The 16335-nt window shown below is 71.7% G+C and carries 14 protein-coding genes and 1 pseudogene; 7 read left to right on the top strand and 8 right to left on the bottom strand.

Going from position 1 to position 16335, the window contains the following annotated elements:
• Positions 1-4 precede the first annotated feature (4 nt).
• Positions 5-850 carry an NAD(P)H-binding protein gene (locus QWU11_RS26655; RefSeq protein ID WP_290117155.1) on the bottom strand — a complete coding sequence of 282 codons (846 nt, stop codon included), beginning with the start codon at positions 848-850 and terminating at the stop codon, positions 5-7.
• A 78-nt stretch (positions 851-928) separates the two neighbouring features.
• On the opposite strand from QWU11_RS26655, the gene QWU11_RS26650 reads away from it, so the two are divergent.
• Positions 929-1711: an alpha/beta fold hydrolase gene (locus QWU11_RS26650; protein WP_290117154.1), complete on the top strand. Its 783-nt coding sequence runs from the start codon at positions 929-931 to the stop codon at positions 1709-1711.
• 187 nt (positions 1712-1898) lie between these two features.
• Here the strand turns inward: QWU11_RS26650 and QWU11_RS26645 are convergent, their stop codons facing one another.
• Complete coding sequence (locus QWU11_RS26645) at positions 1899-2336, bottom strand: MerR family transcriptional regulator (RefSeq protein ID WP_290117153.1); 438 nt, start codon at positions 2334-2336, stop codon at positions 1899-1901.
• 38 nt (positions 2337-2374) lie between these two features.
• Between QWU11_RS26645 and QWU11_RS26640 the strand changes: the two genes are divergently transcribed.
• From QWU11_RS26640 to QWU11_RS26625, 4 genes and pseudogenes are all read left to right on the top strand, one after another.
• The gene (locus QWU11_RS26640; RefSeq protein ID WP_290117152.1) at positions 2375-3019 is read left to right on the top strand and encodes a class I SAM-dependent methyltransferase; all 645 of its coding nucleotides are present in this window, start codon (positions 2375-2377) and stop codon (positions 3017-3019) included.
• Positions 3020-3268: 249 nt separating this feature from the next.
• Positions 3269-4024 (top strand): nuclease-related domain-containing protein, encoded by a 756-nt coding sequence (locus QWU11_RS26635; RefSeq protein WP_290117151.1) that lies wholly within the window; start codon positions 3269-3271, stop codon positions 4022-4024.
• 711 nt (positions 4025-4735) lie between these two features.
• On the top strand, positions 4736-7144 hold the full coding sequence (locus tag QWU11_RS26630) for a hypothetical protein (RefSeq protein ID WP_290117150.1): 2409 nt from the start codon (positions 4736-4738) through the stop codon (positions 7142-7144).
• A 51-nt stretch (positions 7145-7195) separates the two neighbouring features.
• Positions 7196-7861 (top strand): annotated as a pseudogene (locus QWU11_RS26625) (2OG-Fe(II) oxygenase); the annotation flags it as partial.
• On the opposite strand, the gene QWU11_RS26620 reads toward QWU11_RS26625, so the two are convergent.
• From QWU11_RS26620 to QWU11_RS26610, 3 genes are all read right to left on the bottom strand, one after another.
• A complete protein-coding gene (locus QWU11_RS26620; RefSeq protein WP_290117149.1) occupies positions 7754-9007 on the bottom strand; it encodes an acyltransferase family protein in 1254 nt (417 codons plus the stop codon). The pseudogene QWU11_RS26625 and the gene QWU11_RS26620 sit on opposite strands and share 108 nt — an antisense overlap.
• 101 nt (positions 9008-9108) lie before the next feature.
• On the bottom strand, positions 9109-9942 hold the full coding sequence (locus QWU11_RS26615; protein ID WP_290117148.1) for an ABC transporter permease: 834 nt from the start codon (positions 9940-9942) through the stop codon (positions 9109-9111).
• The gene (locus tag QWU11_RS26610) at positions 9939-10943 is read right to left on the bottom strand and encodes an ATP-binding cassette domain-containing protein (protein ID WP_290117147.1); all 1005 of its coding nucleotides are present in this window, start codon (positions 10941-10943) and stop codon (positions 9939-9941) included. The genes QWU11_RS26615 and QWU11_RS26610 overlap by 4 nt, the downstream gene beginning before the upstream one ends.
• Positions 10944-11080: 137 nt before the next feature.
• Between QWU11_RS26610 and QWU11_RS26605 the strand changes: the two genes are divergently transcribed.
• The gene (locus QWU11_RS26605) at positions 11081-11236 is read left to right on the top strand and encodes a hypothetical protein (protein WP_290117146.1); all 156 of its coding nucleotides are present in this window, start codon (positions 11081-11083) and stop codon (positions 11234-11236) included.
• A gap of 145 nt (positions 11237-11381) precedes the next feature.
• On the top strand, positions 11382-13958 hold the full coding sequence (gene lanL / locus QWU11_RS26600) for a class IV lanthionine synthetase LanL (RefSeq protein ID WP_290117145.1): 2577 nt from the start codon (positions 11382-11384) through the stop codon (positions 13956-13958).
• A gap of 2 nt (positions 13959-13960) precedes the next feature.
• Here the strand turns inward: lanL and QWU11_RS26595 are convergent, their stop codons facing one another.
• Genes QWU11_RS26595 through QWU11_RS26585 form a run of 3 tightly spaced genes read right to left on the bottom strand, consistent with a single transcriptional unit; the run spans position 13961 to position 16239 of the window.
• Entirely contained in the window at positions 13961-14881 is a 921-nt protein-coding gene (locus QWU11_RS26595; protein WP_290117144.1) for a trypsin-like peptidase domain-containing protein, read from the bottom strand.
• Positions 14882-14911: 30 nt separating this feature from the next.
• Positions 14912-15676 carry a methylated-DNA--[protein]-cysteine S-methyltransferase gene (locus QWU11_RS26590; RefSeq protein ID WP_290117143.1) on the bottom strand — a complete coding sequence of 255 codons (765 nt, stop codon included), beginning with the start codon at positions 15674-15676 and terminating at the stop codon, positions 14912-14914.
• Positions 15673-16239 carry an RNA polymerase sigma factor gene (locus QWU11_RS26585; RefSeq protein ID WP_290117142.1) on the bottom strand — a complete coding sequence of 189 codons (567 nt, stop codon included), beginning with the start codon at positions 16237-16239 and terminating at the stop codon, positions 15673-15675. Before QWU11_RS26585 ends, QWU11_RS26590 begins: the two co-directional genes overlap by 4 nt.
• Positions 16240-16335: the final 96 nt, after the last annotated feature.

The following is a 16335-nucleotide window of genomic DNA, read 5'->3' as shown; positions in this document are numbered from 1 at the left end:
GCGGTCAGCCGGCCCGGAACGCCCCGGCGTGGTCGGCGGCCCACCGCTCGTAGGTGAGCGCGGGACGGCCGAGAATGCGCTCGACCTCCTCCGTGACGTAGGCGGGCCGCCCGACGGAGGCGCCCTGCAGGGCGATGAGCGCCCCGGCGTGCTCCTCGGGCAGTCCGTGCCCTACCAGGACCTCGCGGGCCCGCTCGGCCGTGATCTCCTCATAGCGCAGCTTCCGGCCGAGCACGGCGCCGATGGCGGCGACCATCTCCTCCTGGGTGAGCGAGCGCGGGCCGGTCAGCTCGTGCCGCCCGCCCGCCAGGTCGCCGGTGCGCAGGGCGCGTACGGCGACCGCGGCGATGTCGCGTTCGTGGATGGGCGCGGACGCGGCCCCGGGGTGGGCGCCCCGTACGACGTCGCCCGAGCGGATCTGCCCCGACCACGGGGCCAGGCTGTTGGCGGCGAACGCGCCGGGCCGCAGGATCGTCCACTCCGCGCCGGTCGCGGTGAGGGCGTCCTCGATCGCCCGGTTCCTGACGGCGACGTCGGTCAGGTACCGGCCCGTCTCGTTGCCCGCGGCCAGGGCCGACAGCAGCACGACGCGGCGGACCCCGTGGTCGCCGGCGCGCGCGACGGCCTCGGCCGCGGCGGCGCCGAACGCGGCGGGGTTGAAGAACAGGGTGGTGACGCCCTCCAGGGCCGACGCGAACGTCTCCGCGGGGTCTCCCACGACCGTCTCGACGCCCTCCGGCAGGCCCGCGCGCGGGTTGCGGGTCACGGCGCGGACCGCGACGCCCTCGGCGCGCAGGAGCTCGACGAGAGGGCGCCCGACCGTGCCGGTCGCTCCGGTTACCAGAATCATCTACGACCTTCCTTCCGGGCGGTCCAGGGTGACCGCCATCACGGTGACTGGCCAGTAACTTAGGTTTAATGTCGATGCGTGGACATCGTTTTCGAGCGGCGGGGTGATGGCCCGCCGCTGCTCCTCATGCACGGGATCGGCCACCGCTGGCAGGCCTGGGAGCCGGTCATCGACCTCCTCGCCGAAGAACGCGACGTCATCGCCGTCGACCTTCCCGGCTTCGGCGCCTCCCCGCCCCTGTCGCCCGGCATGCCGTACGACCTGGACTCGGTCGTCACGGTGCTGGGCGAGTTCACCGACAAGCTCGGCCTGGACCGCCCGCACGTGGCCGGCAACTCCCTCGGCGGCCTGTTCGCGCTGGAGGCGGCCGACCGCGGACTGGCCCGCTCGGTGACCGCGCTGTCCCCGGCCGGGTTCTTCACGCCGATGGAGCTGCGGTACGCCGCGGCGGTCCTGCGCGCCAGCAGGCTGGGCGCGGCACTGCCCGCCCCGATGGTGCGGCGGCTCGCGCGCTCACCGCGCCGCCGGAACCTCATGTTCGGCATGATCTACGGCCATCCGGATCTGATCGACGTCGAGACGCTGCTCGCCGACGCGGCCGCGCTGCGCGGCGCCGTTGGATTCTCCCCGACCCTGCGGGCCGGGCGTGGCATCACCTTCAACGGCGCGCTGCGCGACGTACCGGCGACCATCGCCTGGGGCACCCGGGACCGGCTCCTGCGCACCGGCCAGGCCGTACGGGCGCAGCAGAACCTGCCGCACGTGAAGTTCGTGTGGCTGCCCGACTGCGGGCACGTGCCGATGGCCGACGACCCGAAGCTGGTGGCCAAGGTCCTTCTTGACGGAAGTTCAGCCGTATAGCTTGCGGTATCAGCGGGTAAAGAGAGAAATGTGCCTTGCGGCCCCGGGGGGCCGCTCGGCACACCAAAGAGCATCCCGCTGCGGGCGCAACCTCTCGCCCGATTGGCTGGCGGCTTCGCAGCACCCGCGGGTGCGGCCGTGCAGCGCGACAACATAGGCCTGGGCCCGCAGCGGGCTCTCTGGCGGCTCAGCTCGCGTGGATCTGATCGTGCGCCTCTTCGAGAGAAGCTCCCGCCAGGAACGCCGCGACCCCGCCGGCGAAGTTGGAACATTCGAAGATGTCCTCGTGCGGGCAGGCCAGGCCGTGGGCGATGGCCGTGCGCGCCACCTGCGCCTGCGCGATCCGCTGGTCCAGCTCGGTGAGTTTTCGCTGGTACAGCTCCCGCCGGCCGTCCCCGGCCGGCGACCGCGGTCCGATGAAGGTCGTGACCTCGCGCAGCGTGAAGCCGACGTCGCGCAGCAACAGCACCACCCCGACCAGCCGGATCGCCGACGGCGGATAACGCCGGTGGCCGGAGACCCGCGCGGGCGCGGGGAGCAGGCCGATCTCCTCCCAATAGCGCAGCGCGGAGGTGGCGACACCGGTGCGGCTCGCCAGCTCACCGATCGTCAACTGATCATCCATTTGACTTCAAGCGTACTTGAAGCCGTTCACTGACGATCATGCAGACAGCGGGTACGGCCCTCAAGCAACGCGTGATCGGATATCTGGTGCGCCAGGCCCATCACCCTCAGGGCGTCGTCGGGTGGGCGAACGGCTGGATGTTCGCCCTCCGCCCCTCCAACCGGCAGCGGAACATCTGGGCGGTGTCGTTGCTGGACGTGCGGCCCACCGACCGGGTGCTCGAGATCGGCTTCGGTCCCGGCGTCGCCATCGCCGCGTTCGCCGGCCGCGCCACCCGGGGCCACGTCTTCGGCGTCGACCACTCCCAGGCCATGGTCCGGCATGCCGCCCGGCGCAACGCCGCCGCCGTGCGTGCCCGCCGCGTACACCTCACGCAGTCCTCCGTGGAACGGTTGCCGGACTTCGGCGACCCGCTCGACGTCATCCTCGCCGTCAACTCCCTGGGATTCTGGCCGGACCCGGTGGAGCGGCTTCGCGAGCTGCGCCGCCTGCTTCGCCCCGGAGGACGCATCGCGCTCGTCAGCCAGCCCCGCTGCCCCGGAGCCACCGAGGACACCACCGCCCGGGCCGCCCGAGAGCTCCAGGACCTGCTCACTCAGGTCGGCTTCGCCCAGCTCAGCGTCAGGACCCTCGACCTCGACCCGCCGGTCGCCTGTGTGCTCGCCGTCGCCCCGGGCCCGTGACCGCCCATCCGGCCCGGGCGTGACACATCGTCGGCCGTTCAACCGGCTGCCGACATGGTCGGCCACCGCTGCACGGGAGCCTCGGGCGACTCGTTCGTACCGTCCGGTACCTTGCAGTGAAAGTTTTATCAACGGATGCATTACACATTCTGCAAGATTGACATTCCGGAGCTAACTTCCTTACCTGCTAGTGCAGTTTTCCGCGTTGCCGGTAACAATGAAGGCGGTATCGCGGAAAGGCTTCGAAAAATGATAGGTAAGTCGATCTACGTTGCCGACAACCCCGCGTTCGTCGGCGGGTCCCCGCAGTCCATCCACGAGCAGCTGTGGGCGCAGGGCCTGCGCCGGCGGCTGCAGGTCCGAGGCGCGATCGCCGCCGCGGCCCTGGTCATCGGCACCTGGGTGCTGTCGTTGTGGTGGGGACTGCTGCTGGCGCTGGTGGCCGCGGGCGCCGACGCTCTGTGGCACTGGCGCAAGCGCGCGGCCGAGAGCGTGTGGCGCAAGGGACAGCGGGGCGAGCGCCGTACGGCACGCATCCTGCGGGCGTTCGTCGAGCCGCGCGGATTCCGCGTGCTGCACGGCCGGAACATCCCCGGGCGCGGTCAGCTCGACCATTTGGTGATCGGGAGTACCGGCGTGCTCCTCATCGAGAATCGGGCCGTACCGCCGGAGACCGAAATAGCCGAATACGGCGGCACACTATATGTCGATGAACGGCCGGGTAAGAAGATGGCCGCCGAATTTCGCGAGACCGCCCGTCTGGCCGCCGAAATGCTGGGCAAGCGGCTCGACGGCGAGGTACCCGTCGAACCGGTGCTCGTCGTGTACGGCGGCGACCTCCGGCGCGGCAGGGTGAGCGCCGAGGGCATCACGATGCTGCGGGCCCACCGTCTCCCCCACTGGATCCGCAACCGGCGGATCCGCTACACGCCCGAAGAGATCGCGGCCATCTACGAGGCCGCGCACTCCCTGCCCATCAGCCGCCAGGCCCTCATCGTCCGCTGACCCGCGCAACCCTCTGAGCCCGGCCGGTGTTCCTCGGGGGAACACCGGCCGACAGAGGCTTCCCGGCGGCCCTGGCCCAAAGGTCATCGGGTGTGGGCAGGGAGGCCGTAGATGCTTCCGCCCGGCGCCCCGGGTGTCGCCGACCCGGCGGCCGGCCGGTCGTCCCGCAGAACGGCCCGGCCCTGCACGAGGAGGCCCGCGCCGCGGTCGAGGGCCACCACCGACCGCCGGTACGCGCGGTGATCGCGCTGGGCCGCTGGGACGACGACGTGATCGGCCCATCGCGATACCGAGCCTGTACGCGTACCTGCTGGTCCCGCCCGCGGCGACCTCGGTCTCGCCCGTACGCGCACGGGTTCGAGCGGTCGAGCCTCGCGACCACGAGGGTGTCGCCGGCGCGTACGGCGGCCAGGGCCGGCCGAGCGCAGGCTGGTATCGCTGGTACCGGCCGGTCGCTTGTCGAGGTAGATCCGGTCCTCGGCGACGCCGAGCGAGGTGAGGATCTCGGGTTGGCCGGTGAGGTCCTGCAGGACGGTCCCCTCACGAACGCCGGCTCCGGCCCGCCGTCCGTCCACGACCCCGCCGTTCCGTACGCGAGTACGAACGGCTCCCGGTTCGCCTCGAAAGGGGGCACCGATTTCTCCCTGAGTTAGGCAGACTGGGGGCGTCCGGGACACGGTATTGAGGGGCGGGTTGGTGTCGGGATCAGGCGTGGGCGCCGGGCCGGTGGCGGTCCCGGTGGTTGATTGGCGGGCCTCCGGCCACAGCGTCGCCGCGTGTGTGGAAGCCGCCGTGTACATGCCGGCCGTCGGTGACGATGGCCGGGTGCGGTACGTGCCGTTGCCGCGAAACCCCGACGCCGGCCTGAGCGTCAAGGCCAAGGCGTTGCGCGCGGTCGGGCCCCGGGGCCGGGCCACCGGCCGGGAAAACGGCCTTCCCTATCAGCCGCCGGCCCAGATGGGCGGTCCGGCGGCCGACGCGGACGACCAGCTGCTCCAGGTGCTGTCGTATGCGACCGGTCAGGTCGAGCGCAATCGTGTCCCCGACGTCGCCGGGCGTTGCCTGGAGTTCGCCGAAGCGGTCCTGGCCGGGGTCTTCCGCCAAGGCGTCAAACCGCCGGCGGGGGTGCGATGGGTCGATGACGCGGCGGCCTCGGCGGATCCGAGCGCGCGGCGCCGGCTGAACCAGCCCGGAAGCTGGGAACGAGTCCGGTCCTGGAGAGCCGTGGTCGAGACGGTCGAGCGCGAGAACACCGCCACGACCGTCATCGTCGGCCGCTCCACGGTCGGCCACGCCCTCGTGCTCATCAACACGACCCAGGGCGTCAAGGTCCTCGACTACGACGGCCACACCGCCGTGCTCAAAGACCTCACCCCCGCCATGACCGACCCGCTGAACAGCCCCCTCGGTCCCGTCGCCGACGCCCGTGCCCTGCACATCGATCTGACCACCGCACAACCGGTGACCAGCGAACCCCTCCGGACGCTGGCCGGCGGGTCGATCGTCGAGGCGCTCACCGACAAGGCCACCTCCCACATCGGCGCCACCCCGGAGCCGGGCCCGGGCGTTCTCGGCAGGCCTGCCCGTGATCCCCGTCCGGGGCGAGGCCCCGGTTGGTGGGGAGTCGACACCCTCCCGCCCGACGCGGCCGAGCGCGCACGACGTGGGCGCTACTACGACCTCGCGCCGTCCCTGGCCAAACATCTCTACCGGCTCACCGCCTCCGGGTCCCTGACCGCTCATCAGCAGAATTTCGCCGCTCGCGACGTCCAGCAAATGCTGAGTAGGAATGCCGTCATCGCACGGGAGGACAGGGACAGGCAGGTCACGGCCATCAAAACGCGGGCCGGTGTGGCATCCGACCTGCCCGATGACGTCGTGCGCGAACTCATGACGGATTCGGTAAGGCACAGATATCCCGAGATAGAAAACATTTATCTGAATCGCCAGGATCGGAGCACCGACCGGGACCTTAATCATCGAGGTGAGGAAGGAACGCCCGCCTTCGCGACGCGCACCCTTACCGCCGGCGGAACACAAATCGCCGTACATTACGATCCGACCACCCCTCAGCCCGTGGTGGACAGACGGATCGGGTGGGTGCGGCGAGCGGTCGACCATGTCCAGGCCGCGGGGTTCGAGGTGCCGGATCTTGAGGTGTGGCTGCCCAAGTACACACGATGGCTGACCATCGGCAGCACGCCCCCGGTCCGGCCGGGACGTCCTCCCACGCTGGACATCACCGAGATCGCAATCTACGGCTTTCCGTCGGTCGGTGCGGCCTACTACGAAGGCGTCAACAGCCTGATAATCGGAGAGATAGAGTCTCTGCGGCATCGCCCCGGAGCGGCACGGCAGCTGGCCGGCCACTTCGAAGAGGTGGAAGTGGCGCTCATCGTGCACGAGCTCGGTCACCATCTCGCCGACGAGTTCTCCATCGTCGACCTGAGTCGTACCGCACTGATCGACCCGGCGAAGAGCTCCTGGATAGAACGAATCAGTCACTATGCAGGAAACGGGAAAAGCCCGCACGAGTTCGTGGCCGAGTATTTTTCGGGGCTGGTGTTCGGGAGGCCCTACGACCAGGAACTTCCTCACGAGAGCGCATATTTGCGAGAGCTTTATGACGATCTCGGAGGCCCGCAACAGCGATACCCGCGCAGGGAGGAGAGTCTCCCCGCACCGATACCGCTCGACCGCGAGAAACTGGCGTTCACGGTGGATCGGGTGAACCAGGCGCTTCGTGACCGCGGTCGCCGACCGGTCGCGGATGAGAGCCTCGTCCGCTACGTCCACGACCGGCTGAGCTCCTATGAGCTCAGGCTCGCACTCGGCGGAAGAGCATCGATCGTCGCCGAAGCCTTCATTACAGGCGTGGGACGCGGTTTCCGGCTCGTCTCCGAGCAGGTGCGGCCGGCCGGCGACCGGGCGGTCGGTGCGCTAGGGGGCGCGCAGGCCGGCGTGGGACTCCGCGTCGCCCACAGGGATCAGGCGAACGCAGTGACCGATTCCGCCGGCCTGCGCTGGAGATACCCTCGCCGCAGCGACGGTGAGTTCTGTGTCAATGTCGCCGTGGCCTGGGCCGGGTCGCCGGGTCCAGCCGACCGCGCAACCCTCTGAGCCCGGCCGGTGTTCCCCAGGAGGACGACTTCAGCCGACAGGGGGAGACGCATGACCGAGCAGATGATCCTCACCGACGAGACCGGCGAGATCGCCGAGACCGGCCCGGACTGGGCGAGGCTGGAGGCCGAGCTCGACCGCACCGGGATCGCGGTGACCCAGCCGCTCCTGACGCCCGAGCGCTGCGCCGAGCTCATCGCGCTCTACGACCGGGACGAGCTGTTCCGCAGCACGATCGTGATGGCCCGGCACGCGTTCGGCGAGGGCTCCTACCGCTATTTCGCCGACCCGCTCCCGGACCCCGTAGGAGAGCTGCGGGAGGCCCTGTACCCGCCGCTGGCGCGCATCGCGAACCGCTGGGCCGCCCGGCTGGGCGAGCCGGCGTTCCCCGAGCGCCTCGATGACCTGCGGGAACGCTGCGCCGCAGCGGGTCAGCACCGGCCGACGCCCCTGCTGCTGAGGTACGGGCCCGGTGGTCACAACTGCCTGCACCAGGACGTCTACGGCGAGGTGACGTTCCCGCTGCAGGTGGCGTTCATGCTCAGCGTGCCCGACGCCGACTTCACCGGCGGCGAGAGCGTTTTCGTGGAGCAGCGGCCCCGGCAGCAGTCACGGCCGGTCGTCGCCCGGCCGGGGGTCGGCCAGGGGCTGGTCTTCCCGGTGCGGCACCGTCCGGTGCCCGGCGCGCGGGGGTTCCGGCGGGTCGCGATGCGGCACGGCGTGAGCGAGGTCCGGTCCGGCAGCCGGCACGTGCTCGGCGTCATTTTTCACAACGCGCGTTGAGACGACGGCCGGCGTCCTGGGCTGGAACAGCCAGTCCATGCGCGGCTCGACCGCCCAGCGGAACGCCCCTCGTACGGCGCCGCTGGACAGCACGACCGCCAGCGCCCCGCAGCCCACGGTGACCAGCACGACCTCCGGGCCGCTGACCCGGTAGTACCAGCCCTGGTAGGACAGGAAGAGCGTCACGAAACCGTGCAGCAGGTAGACGTACATGCTCGCCGAGCCGAACCGCGTGAACCACGTGCGGCGGCCGGGCACGACCGCCAGGAACCCCACGGTCAGCGCCACCGCCGCGCCGAGTGCGATCAGCCGGAAGCCCACGCCGGCCGGTTCGCCGACGCCGAGCTGGACGAAGCTGCGCCGCCAGTGCACCCACTCGGGGTCGACGGTGAGCGCGGCCGCGTACGCGGCACCGCCGCCGGCCACCAGCAGCGCCGCGCCGGCGGCTCGCATCGCGCGGCGCCGCAGGAACGCGAAGTGGTGGGGGCGCAGGGTGAGCCCGATGACGAAGAACGGCAGGAACGACAGCACCTGCGCGGCGTTCAGCATGCTCGGCAGGGTGACGAACCCCGCGATCATCGAGATCACCAGAGCCGCCGTGATCGGGTAGCGCAGTTGCTGCCACAGCGGCGTGGACAGCCGCCACAGCAGCAGGGCGGGCATGAACCAGGTCAGGTAGTACGGCTCGAGAGGGTCCCAGCCGACGTGGTTCCCCGCGAGCAGCCCGGCCCACAGCGGGTAGGCCACGCTGAAGATGACGTACGGGACGATGATCGCCGCGACGAGCTTGCGCGTACGGTCGCGGCCGGCCGTGAAGCCGCGGGAGAAGTAGCCGCACATGACGATGAAGACCGGCAGATGGAAGGCGTAGACGAAGGTCTGCGCGGCCTCCAGCACCCGGCCGCCGACGTTCTGGGCGCGCAGCGGCTCCCAGGCGTGGCCGATGACGACGAGGACGACCGCGAGGAATTTCGCGTTGTCGAAGTAGGGGTCGCGGGACCCGGCGGGTGGCGGTGCGGGCGCGGTGGCGGCCGGGCCCGTAACGGTCGTTGTCGTGATGGCCGAGGCGGTGGTGGTCAAGGCGGAGGACCTTGGGTTTCGACGGCGGGTGACCGATACAGTCAACACGATGATCCTGAACACCGGCTCAACGCGATCCGGCAGGTCGGCAAATCAGCAGGTCACGAGGCACGCCCGAAGCGGCGCCCCGCCCAGGCGAGCATCGTGGCACCGGTCAGGGCGATGCCGGCCAGTTCGAGGAGAACGGGCGGATGCCAGCCGCCCCAGTGCGGCCCGTCGAACAGCGCCGCGGGCACCGGGCCCGGCAGGCGGGCGGTGATCGTCCGGCGGAGCGCGTCGACGGCGTAGCTCACGGGGTTGAGCAGGACCGCCGAGAACAGCCAGCCCGGCAGGTCCTTGACCGGGAACATCGCCCCGGACAAGAAGATCAGCGGCATCGTGATGATGCTGAGCACGGCGTAGAAGGACTCGGTGCGGCTGATCGCGATGGCGAGCAGCACGCCCAGCGCCGTCATCATGAAGGCGATGATCACCGTTTCGCCGAGCAGCAGGGCGAGCGTGACCGGGTCGTAGGGCAGTTCGGCGATGCCTGCCAGCGGCAGGAGCAGGGCGCCCTGGCAGGTGGCGATGCTCGCGCCGCCCAGGCACCGGCCGACCAGCACGGTCTCCCGCCGTACGGGCGCCAGGGTGATCTCCCGCAGGAAGCCCGACTGCCGGTCGGTCACCAGCGAGACGCCGGCCGAGATGGCCGGCGCCTGGATCGTCATCATCAGCATGCCGGGGAACAGGAAGGTGCGGTAGTCGGCGCCTCCGGTGGCGGGCAGCAGCGAGGCCAGGCCCGCGCCCAGGACCGTGAGCATCATGACCGGCTGGAGCACCGTGACCAGGATCTTCAGGCGGTCACGGCGGTAGTGCAGCATGTCGCGCTGCCAGATGACGAGCAGGGCCGACAGTTCGCCGGTGAGCCGCCGGGCGGCGGGTGCCGATGTGCTCATCGCCTGGCTCCCTGGTCGGTCTCGCGGATGGTGCGGCCGGTGTAGTGGAAGAACACGTCGTCGAGGCTCGGCCGTACGACGGTGACCGACCGGATCGCGACGGTGAGGGCCGCGCACATGCGCGGCACGAAGGCGGCGCCGTCCTCGACGCGTACCCGCAGCGAGCCCTCGCCCTCGGTGGCGTGCAGGCCGAACCGGTCGCGCAACTGCGCGGCGGCGGCCCGGTCGTCGCTCGACCGGAGCTCGACGCGGTCCGCGCCGATGACGGTCTTGAGCTCGGCGGGGGTGCCCTCGGCGATGATCCGGCCGTCGTCGATGATGGCGATGCGGTCGCAGTGCTCGGCCTCGTCGAGGTAGTGCGTCGTCAGGAAGAGGGTGACCCGCTCCCGGCGCCGTAGCTCGTGCAGGTGGTGCCAGATCTGGGCGCGCGTCTGCGGGTCGAGGCCGATGGTCGGCTCGTCCAGGAACAGCACCCGGGGCCGGTGCATCAGCCCGCGCACGATCTCCAGGCGCCGTTTCATGCCGCCGGAGAAGGTGCCGACCAAAGAGTCGCGCCGCCGGCTCAGCCCGGCCAGGTCCAGCAGGTCGCGCGCGCGGGTCCGGGCGTCGGCCGCCGGAACGCCGTGGAGGCGGGCGTGGAAACGGAGATTCTCCCAGGCGGTGAGCCCCTGGTCGAGGGTGGTGTCCTGGAAGACCAGGCCGATCTGGCGCCGCACCCGGTGCGCGTCGGCGACCACGTCGTGACCGGCGACCCAGGCCCGCCCGGCGGACGGCGCCGTCAGCGTGCACAGCATCGCGATGGTCGTGGTCTTCCCGGCTCCGTTGGGGCCGAGGAAACCGAAGGTCTGACCGGCCGGGACGGTCAGGTCGACCCCGCGTACGGCGGGGCCTTCCGGATAGGACTTGGCAAGGTCGCGCGCCTGGATGACCGGCACCGAGGCGAGGGGCTCATCGGTGCCGGTGGCGGACCGGCCGTCGCTGTGCCGGGAACGTACGGCCATTCGGTCTCCGTCACTCTCTGTGATCGCCTCACGGGTGCTTTCTTCCGCTGAAGATGACGCAGGGTAGACATCCGATGCCATCCTGCTTACTATCTGTAGTTGTAGTGTAACGTACGGTAATCGCACTAGGAGGAGATGTGCTCACTCTGACCGAACCGCGCGACGCGGGCGCGATCCAGCCGGAGTCCCTGGCCGGCGTCCCGTCGGATGTCCCCCAGATCCAGGCCGGCAGCTGCACGGTGTGTCACTGGGGTCGGACCCTGCTGTGTGACGACTTCAGCACCCAGGCCTGACCTGACAACCGCACCAACGCCCATGGTGAGCATGCGCTGACCGCCGGGCGGCCGAGGGGCCATCGACCGTTGATGGCCCCTCGGGCATTCAACGAGGCCGGCGGCCGTACGGGCCGGTGAGTAGATCGAGCGGAAGGCCGGCGAAATGGCTAACCAAACCACCCTCGGGCCCGAGGAGAAGGCTGTCCGTGCCGCACTGGCCGAACAGCTCGCCGGGAACACCCGGGTGCACTACCCGAACGGCACGTGGCTGGTCGTGGAGGATCCGGCGTTCCCGTTCCCCGTACAAGGCTGGAAGATCCATCTGGCCGCGCGTCCCGCGACGCTGATGGAGACGATGCGGCGGAGTCTGCCCACGCTGCTGTCCATCCCCTGTCATTTCAAGGTCGTCCGGTCCGGCCGACTGCTGCGCGACCTCAACTCCTCCAACAACCATCCCGGCGCGATCGGTAAGGCGATGACGGTCTACGCCGGACACGGGGACGTCGTGGAGCTCGCCCGCAGGCTCGCCGCCGACCTCGCCGGATTGGAGGCGCCCCGCGTGTACAGCGACCGGCGCGTCCACCCGGACGCACCCGTCTACTACCGGTACGGGCCCTTTCGGCCGGTGTACGACGACAACGACGACGGCGACTTCGAGCTCGTGGTCACCGACCCGGAGGGCAGGACGCTGCCGGGCGCCGCGAACGAGTCGTACTGGCAGCCTCCGTGGCTGCCCGACCCCTTCGCCGCCGAGCGCCGGCCCGTACGGGCGGAGCCCGGCGCCGCGGCGGTCATGCTCGGCGGGCGCTACCAGGTGGAGCGGGCCCTGACCCGCAACGGCAAGGGCGTCGTGTACCGGGCGCTCGACACCGCCGAGCAGCGCCAGGTGATCGTCAAGGAGGCGCGGGCCTTCGTCAACGAGGACTCACGAGGGCGCGACTCACGGGCACGGCTGCGCAACGAGCGATACGTCCTGGAGAGGCTGTCCGGCCTCGACGGGGTTCCGGCGATGGTCGACCACTTCCGGCACGAGGACCGCGAATACCTCGCCATCACCGACATGGGCGCGCTGGCGCTCGGCCGCGACGTCGCCGAGAACGGGCTCTACACCGCCGACCCGGCGTCGCGGAGCCTTCCCCGGCTGGCCGGCACGTTGCTGGAGCTCCTCGACCGGGTGCACGAGCGGGGCGTGCTGGTGCGCGACGTCAACCCGACCAACGTCGTCCTCGACGACGCCACGGGCCGTCCCTGCCTGGTCGACTTCGAGATCAGCCACGCCGGGGACGCCCAGCTGTTCGGCTGGACCCCCGGCTACAGCCCGCCCGAGCAGGAGCGCGACGAGCCGGGCACCGTCGAGGCCGACTACTTCTCCCTGGGCGCCACGCTGTTCTACGCCGCCACGGGCGTGCCGCCGACCTGGCTCACCGGAGACCCGCACAACCACGACACCGGACGCGCGGCCGCCGTGCTGGACGGGCGCGGCGGTATCACCGGCGCGATCCTCGGACTGCTGGCCGCCGACCCCGCGGAGCGGCGCGGGGCGGCCGACGCCATCCGCTCCGGCCGTGGCTCCTCCGTACCCGCGCCGGCCGCCCCCGGCGGGCGAACGCACCGCGCCGCGGTCGGCCACAGCGTCGCCGAGGTGTCTCGGCACGCCACACGGCTCATGGCCGGCGCGGACCTCACCGGCGGCATCGTCGCCAGCCCCGTCAACCTTTACCGCGGCAGCGCCGGCATGGGCATGGAACTGCTCCACCACGAGGGCGACGGACCGGCACGCGACCTGGCGCGGGCCCTGGCCTACTGGACCAACGGGCTGCGGACCCTGCGCCGCGGCCGCCCCGCGTTCTACACCGGCGACACCGGCATCGCGGTGTTCGTCGCCGCGGCCGGCGCCGCGCTGGACGACGAGGTCCTGACGTCTCTCGCCGGGCCGATGGCCCGCCCGGTGCTCTCCCGCGTGACCGCCGACGACCAGCACAACGGCCTGGCGGGCATCGGCACCGGGCAGTTGCTCCTGTGGCGGCTCACCGGTGACGCCGGCCGCATGGACCTCGCCGCGGAGTGCGCGCGACGGCTCCTCACCGACGACTCCCCCGCCGGCCTGACCGAGGAGCCGCTCGACTACGCCGACTGCACGCAGGTGTCGCGCACTCTGGGCTTCTCGCACGGCCTCGCCGGCGTCGTGCACTTCCTGGCCGCCTACCACGCCGCCGCGGAGGGGGAGGATGTCGAGCCCGCCCTGCGCAAGCGGTGCGACCTGCTCGCCCAGCACCTGCCGCCGTTGATCGACGCCGCCCGGTGCCCCTCGGCGAAGCCGATGCACGCCTCCTTCTGCCAGGGGCTCGCGGGCATCGGGGCATCACTCGTACGGGCCGCGCGTGAACTCGGCGACGACGGCCATCTGGACCTGGCGCTCGACGCCGCCACGGCCTGCCGGGGCCTCGCGCCGCGGATGTACGCCCTGACGCAGTGCTGCGGGCTGGCGGGCATCGGGGAGTTCTTCCTCGATCTCGCCCGCGCCACGGGAGACGAGGCGCACCTGCTGCAGGCGCGCCGGGTCGCCGACCTGCTCCTCGCCAGGGCCGGGGGCCCGGCCGACGCCCCGATCTTCCCCGACACCTCGCTTCACGACAGCAGCGGGGGCTGGTCGACCGGCACGGCGGGCATGCTGTCCTTCCTGCGCCGGCTCGGCGACCCGGGCGCGCCGCGCCTGTGGCTGGACCCCGTGGCGTTCTGACGTCACGGGAGCCGGTCGGCCCAGCGGGAGAGGGCCAGCACCCCGTCGTCGAACGGCGGGCTCCACAGCGTGGTGTTGGCCAGATCGGTGTTCGTGGTCACCCCGACGAGGTCGCCGCGGCCGGTCGCCGGGTCATAGCCGTCCAGCCACGGGCCCCCGCTGGCGCCGGTGGTGAGCGGGCACGCCATCCGCAGCCGGTGGCCCGCCGGCTCGGCGACCCGCCGGCACTGGTACTGCCGGTCGCCGGGATAGGGCGGCAGGAACGGATAGCCGACGACCGTCACCGGGCGGGTCCGCGACGAGAACCCGCCGCGGATCCCGTTGCCGCCGACGACCCCGGCCAGTGGCCTGCCGTCCATGGCCGCCACCTTCACGAACGCCACGTCGAGGTCGGGCTCCTTGCGCGCCGTCCAGCCGGTGAAGGTGGCCAGCCAGGTCGCTCGCCAGACGCCGTACGGCCGCCGGCCCCGGTCGTAGGCCGGCACGAAGATCCAGTTCTGGTGCCAGGTGCCGCCGGCGTCGTACACGCAGTGTCCCGCGGTGGCGAGCAGGCTCATGGACGGGCCGGCGACCACCGCGGCGGAGCAGGAGAAGTCCCGGCCGTGGGCGGCGTCGCGGAAGAACACCTTCCCCACCGTGCGGCCGGCGATCCCGAGCGGCGCCCCGGCCCGCCGTGACACCGGTGGCGCGCCGCCGGGCGGCCGGCCGGCCACGCGCATCCGGCCGGCGGTCCAGTAGGCCGCGACCGCGGCGTCGGGCGAGAGCCGGTCCCGGGTCATCGCCCGGAGCACCTCGGCGCTGAGCGGAGCCCGGACCGCCACGGGAGCGCGCGGGCCTTCCGTCCCGCTCGCTGCCGCTCCCGGGCAGCCCGTCAGGGCGATGAGGATCGACGCCGGTACCGTGAAACGCTCAGCGACTGTCACCCTGAGAAGTCAACTACAAACGGAGGGTGGTCATGGTCGGTTCGCGGCGGCCGGACGGCAGTGCCGGCACGGGCGGTAGCCGGCCGCGGCGGCGAGCGCCATGGAGCGGAAGCCGCGGCGGTGGGCCGGGGCGATCCGCCGGGCGTTGTGGCAGCTCGGCAGGCACACGATGCCGGTCGTGTCGCTGCCGATCAGGTGGACGTTGCCGGCGGCGAGCGCGCCCACCTCGTCGACGTTGACGTTCTCGGCGCGCAGCAGCGTCTCCTTGGCCGGGGTGCCGAAGACGTACTGGCCGATGCCGCCGTCGGCGCGGATGACCCGGTGGCAGGGGATCAGCAGCGGCACCGGGTTGTGGCCGAGCGCGGTGCCGACCGCGCGGACCGCGCGGGGCCGGCCGATCTCCCGGGCGATCCAGGAGTAGGGCCGCATCTCACCGCGCGGGATGGTCCGCGCCGCCTGCAGCACGTCGGCCTCGAACGGGCTCAGCCCGCGCAGGTCCAGCCGCAGGTCGCCGGTGCGGCCGGTGCGCAGCGCCGGGACGAGCCCGGCGGGCGGGCGGTCGGCGGGCAGCAGCGGGCGGCCGAATCGGCGGCGGAAGGAGGCGGTGAAGTCCTCTTCGCCGGGTCCGGTCCGCAGGTAGGCGATGCCGTGGTCGGTGGAGGCGACGTAGACGTCGCCGATCGGGGCCTCGACACGTACCCAGCGTGCGGCGACCCGGTCCAGCAGGCCCGGCGGGGCGTCGACGGACAGTGCCGCCAGGCCCTCGGCCAGCGGGTCCTGTTCGAGACCGTTCATGGGCGCTCCCCCTCGTAGAGCCGGCGGAGCCGTCCGAGGCCCCGCGAGATGTGGGATTTGACCGTGCCCTGCGGGCTGCCGAGCACGGTGGCGATGTCGGCGATCGGCAGGTCCGCGACGTGCCGGAGCACGACCGCGAGCCGTTGTTCGTCGGTGAGCTCGCCGAGCAGCGCGGCCAGCTCACGGCCGGTCTCGTGCCGTTCGGCGACCTGTTCGGCTCCCTCGCGGGGGTCGACGGGGTCGGGTGAGTTCTCCAGTGGTGCCGGAGGCGGGTGCCGGGCGGCCGAGCGCGCGCTGTTGCGCCACAGGTTCGTCAGGATCGTCAGCAGCCAGGCCCGGACACTGAGCGCGGCGATCCGTTCGGCGTCGTAGCCGGCCAGCGCCCGGTAGGCGCGCAGGAACGCCTCGGCGGTGAGGTCCTCCGCGTCGGCCCACCGCCCGCACAGCCGCAGCGCGGTGGAGAACACCACGTTGCGGTAGCCGTCGAACAGCTCGGCGAACCCGGCGTCGAGGTCCTCGGCGAGCCTGGCGGTGACGGAGGTACGGATGTCGGTGTCGGTCACGGAGATGAGAACCCCGCGGGGCCCCGTACGGTTGCGGGGCCGGTGCGCACGTGAGAGGCCGACACGGGCGGCGTTGGAATATCCACGGTGGGGAAC

This window comes from Actinomadura sp. DC4, from assembly GCF_030406325.1.
In the GTDB taxonomy this organism is placed as follows: domain Bacteria; phylum Actinomycetota; class Actinomycetes; order Streptosporangiales; family Streptosporangiaceae; genus Actinoallomurus.
The sequence above is the reverse complement of the archived record's forward strand: the minus strand, read 5'-3'. Positions and strand labels throughout refer to the sequence as shown.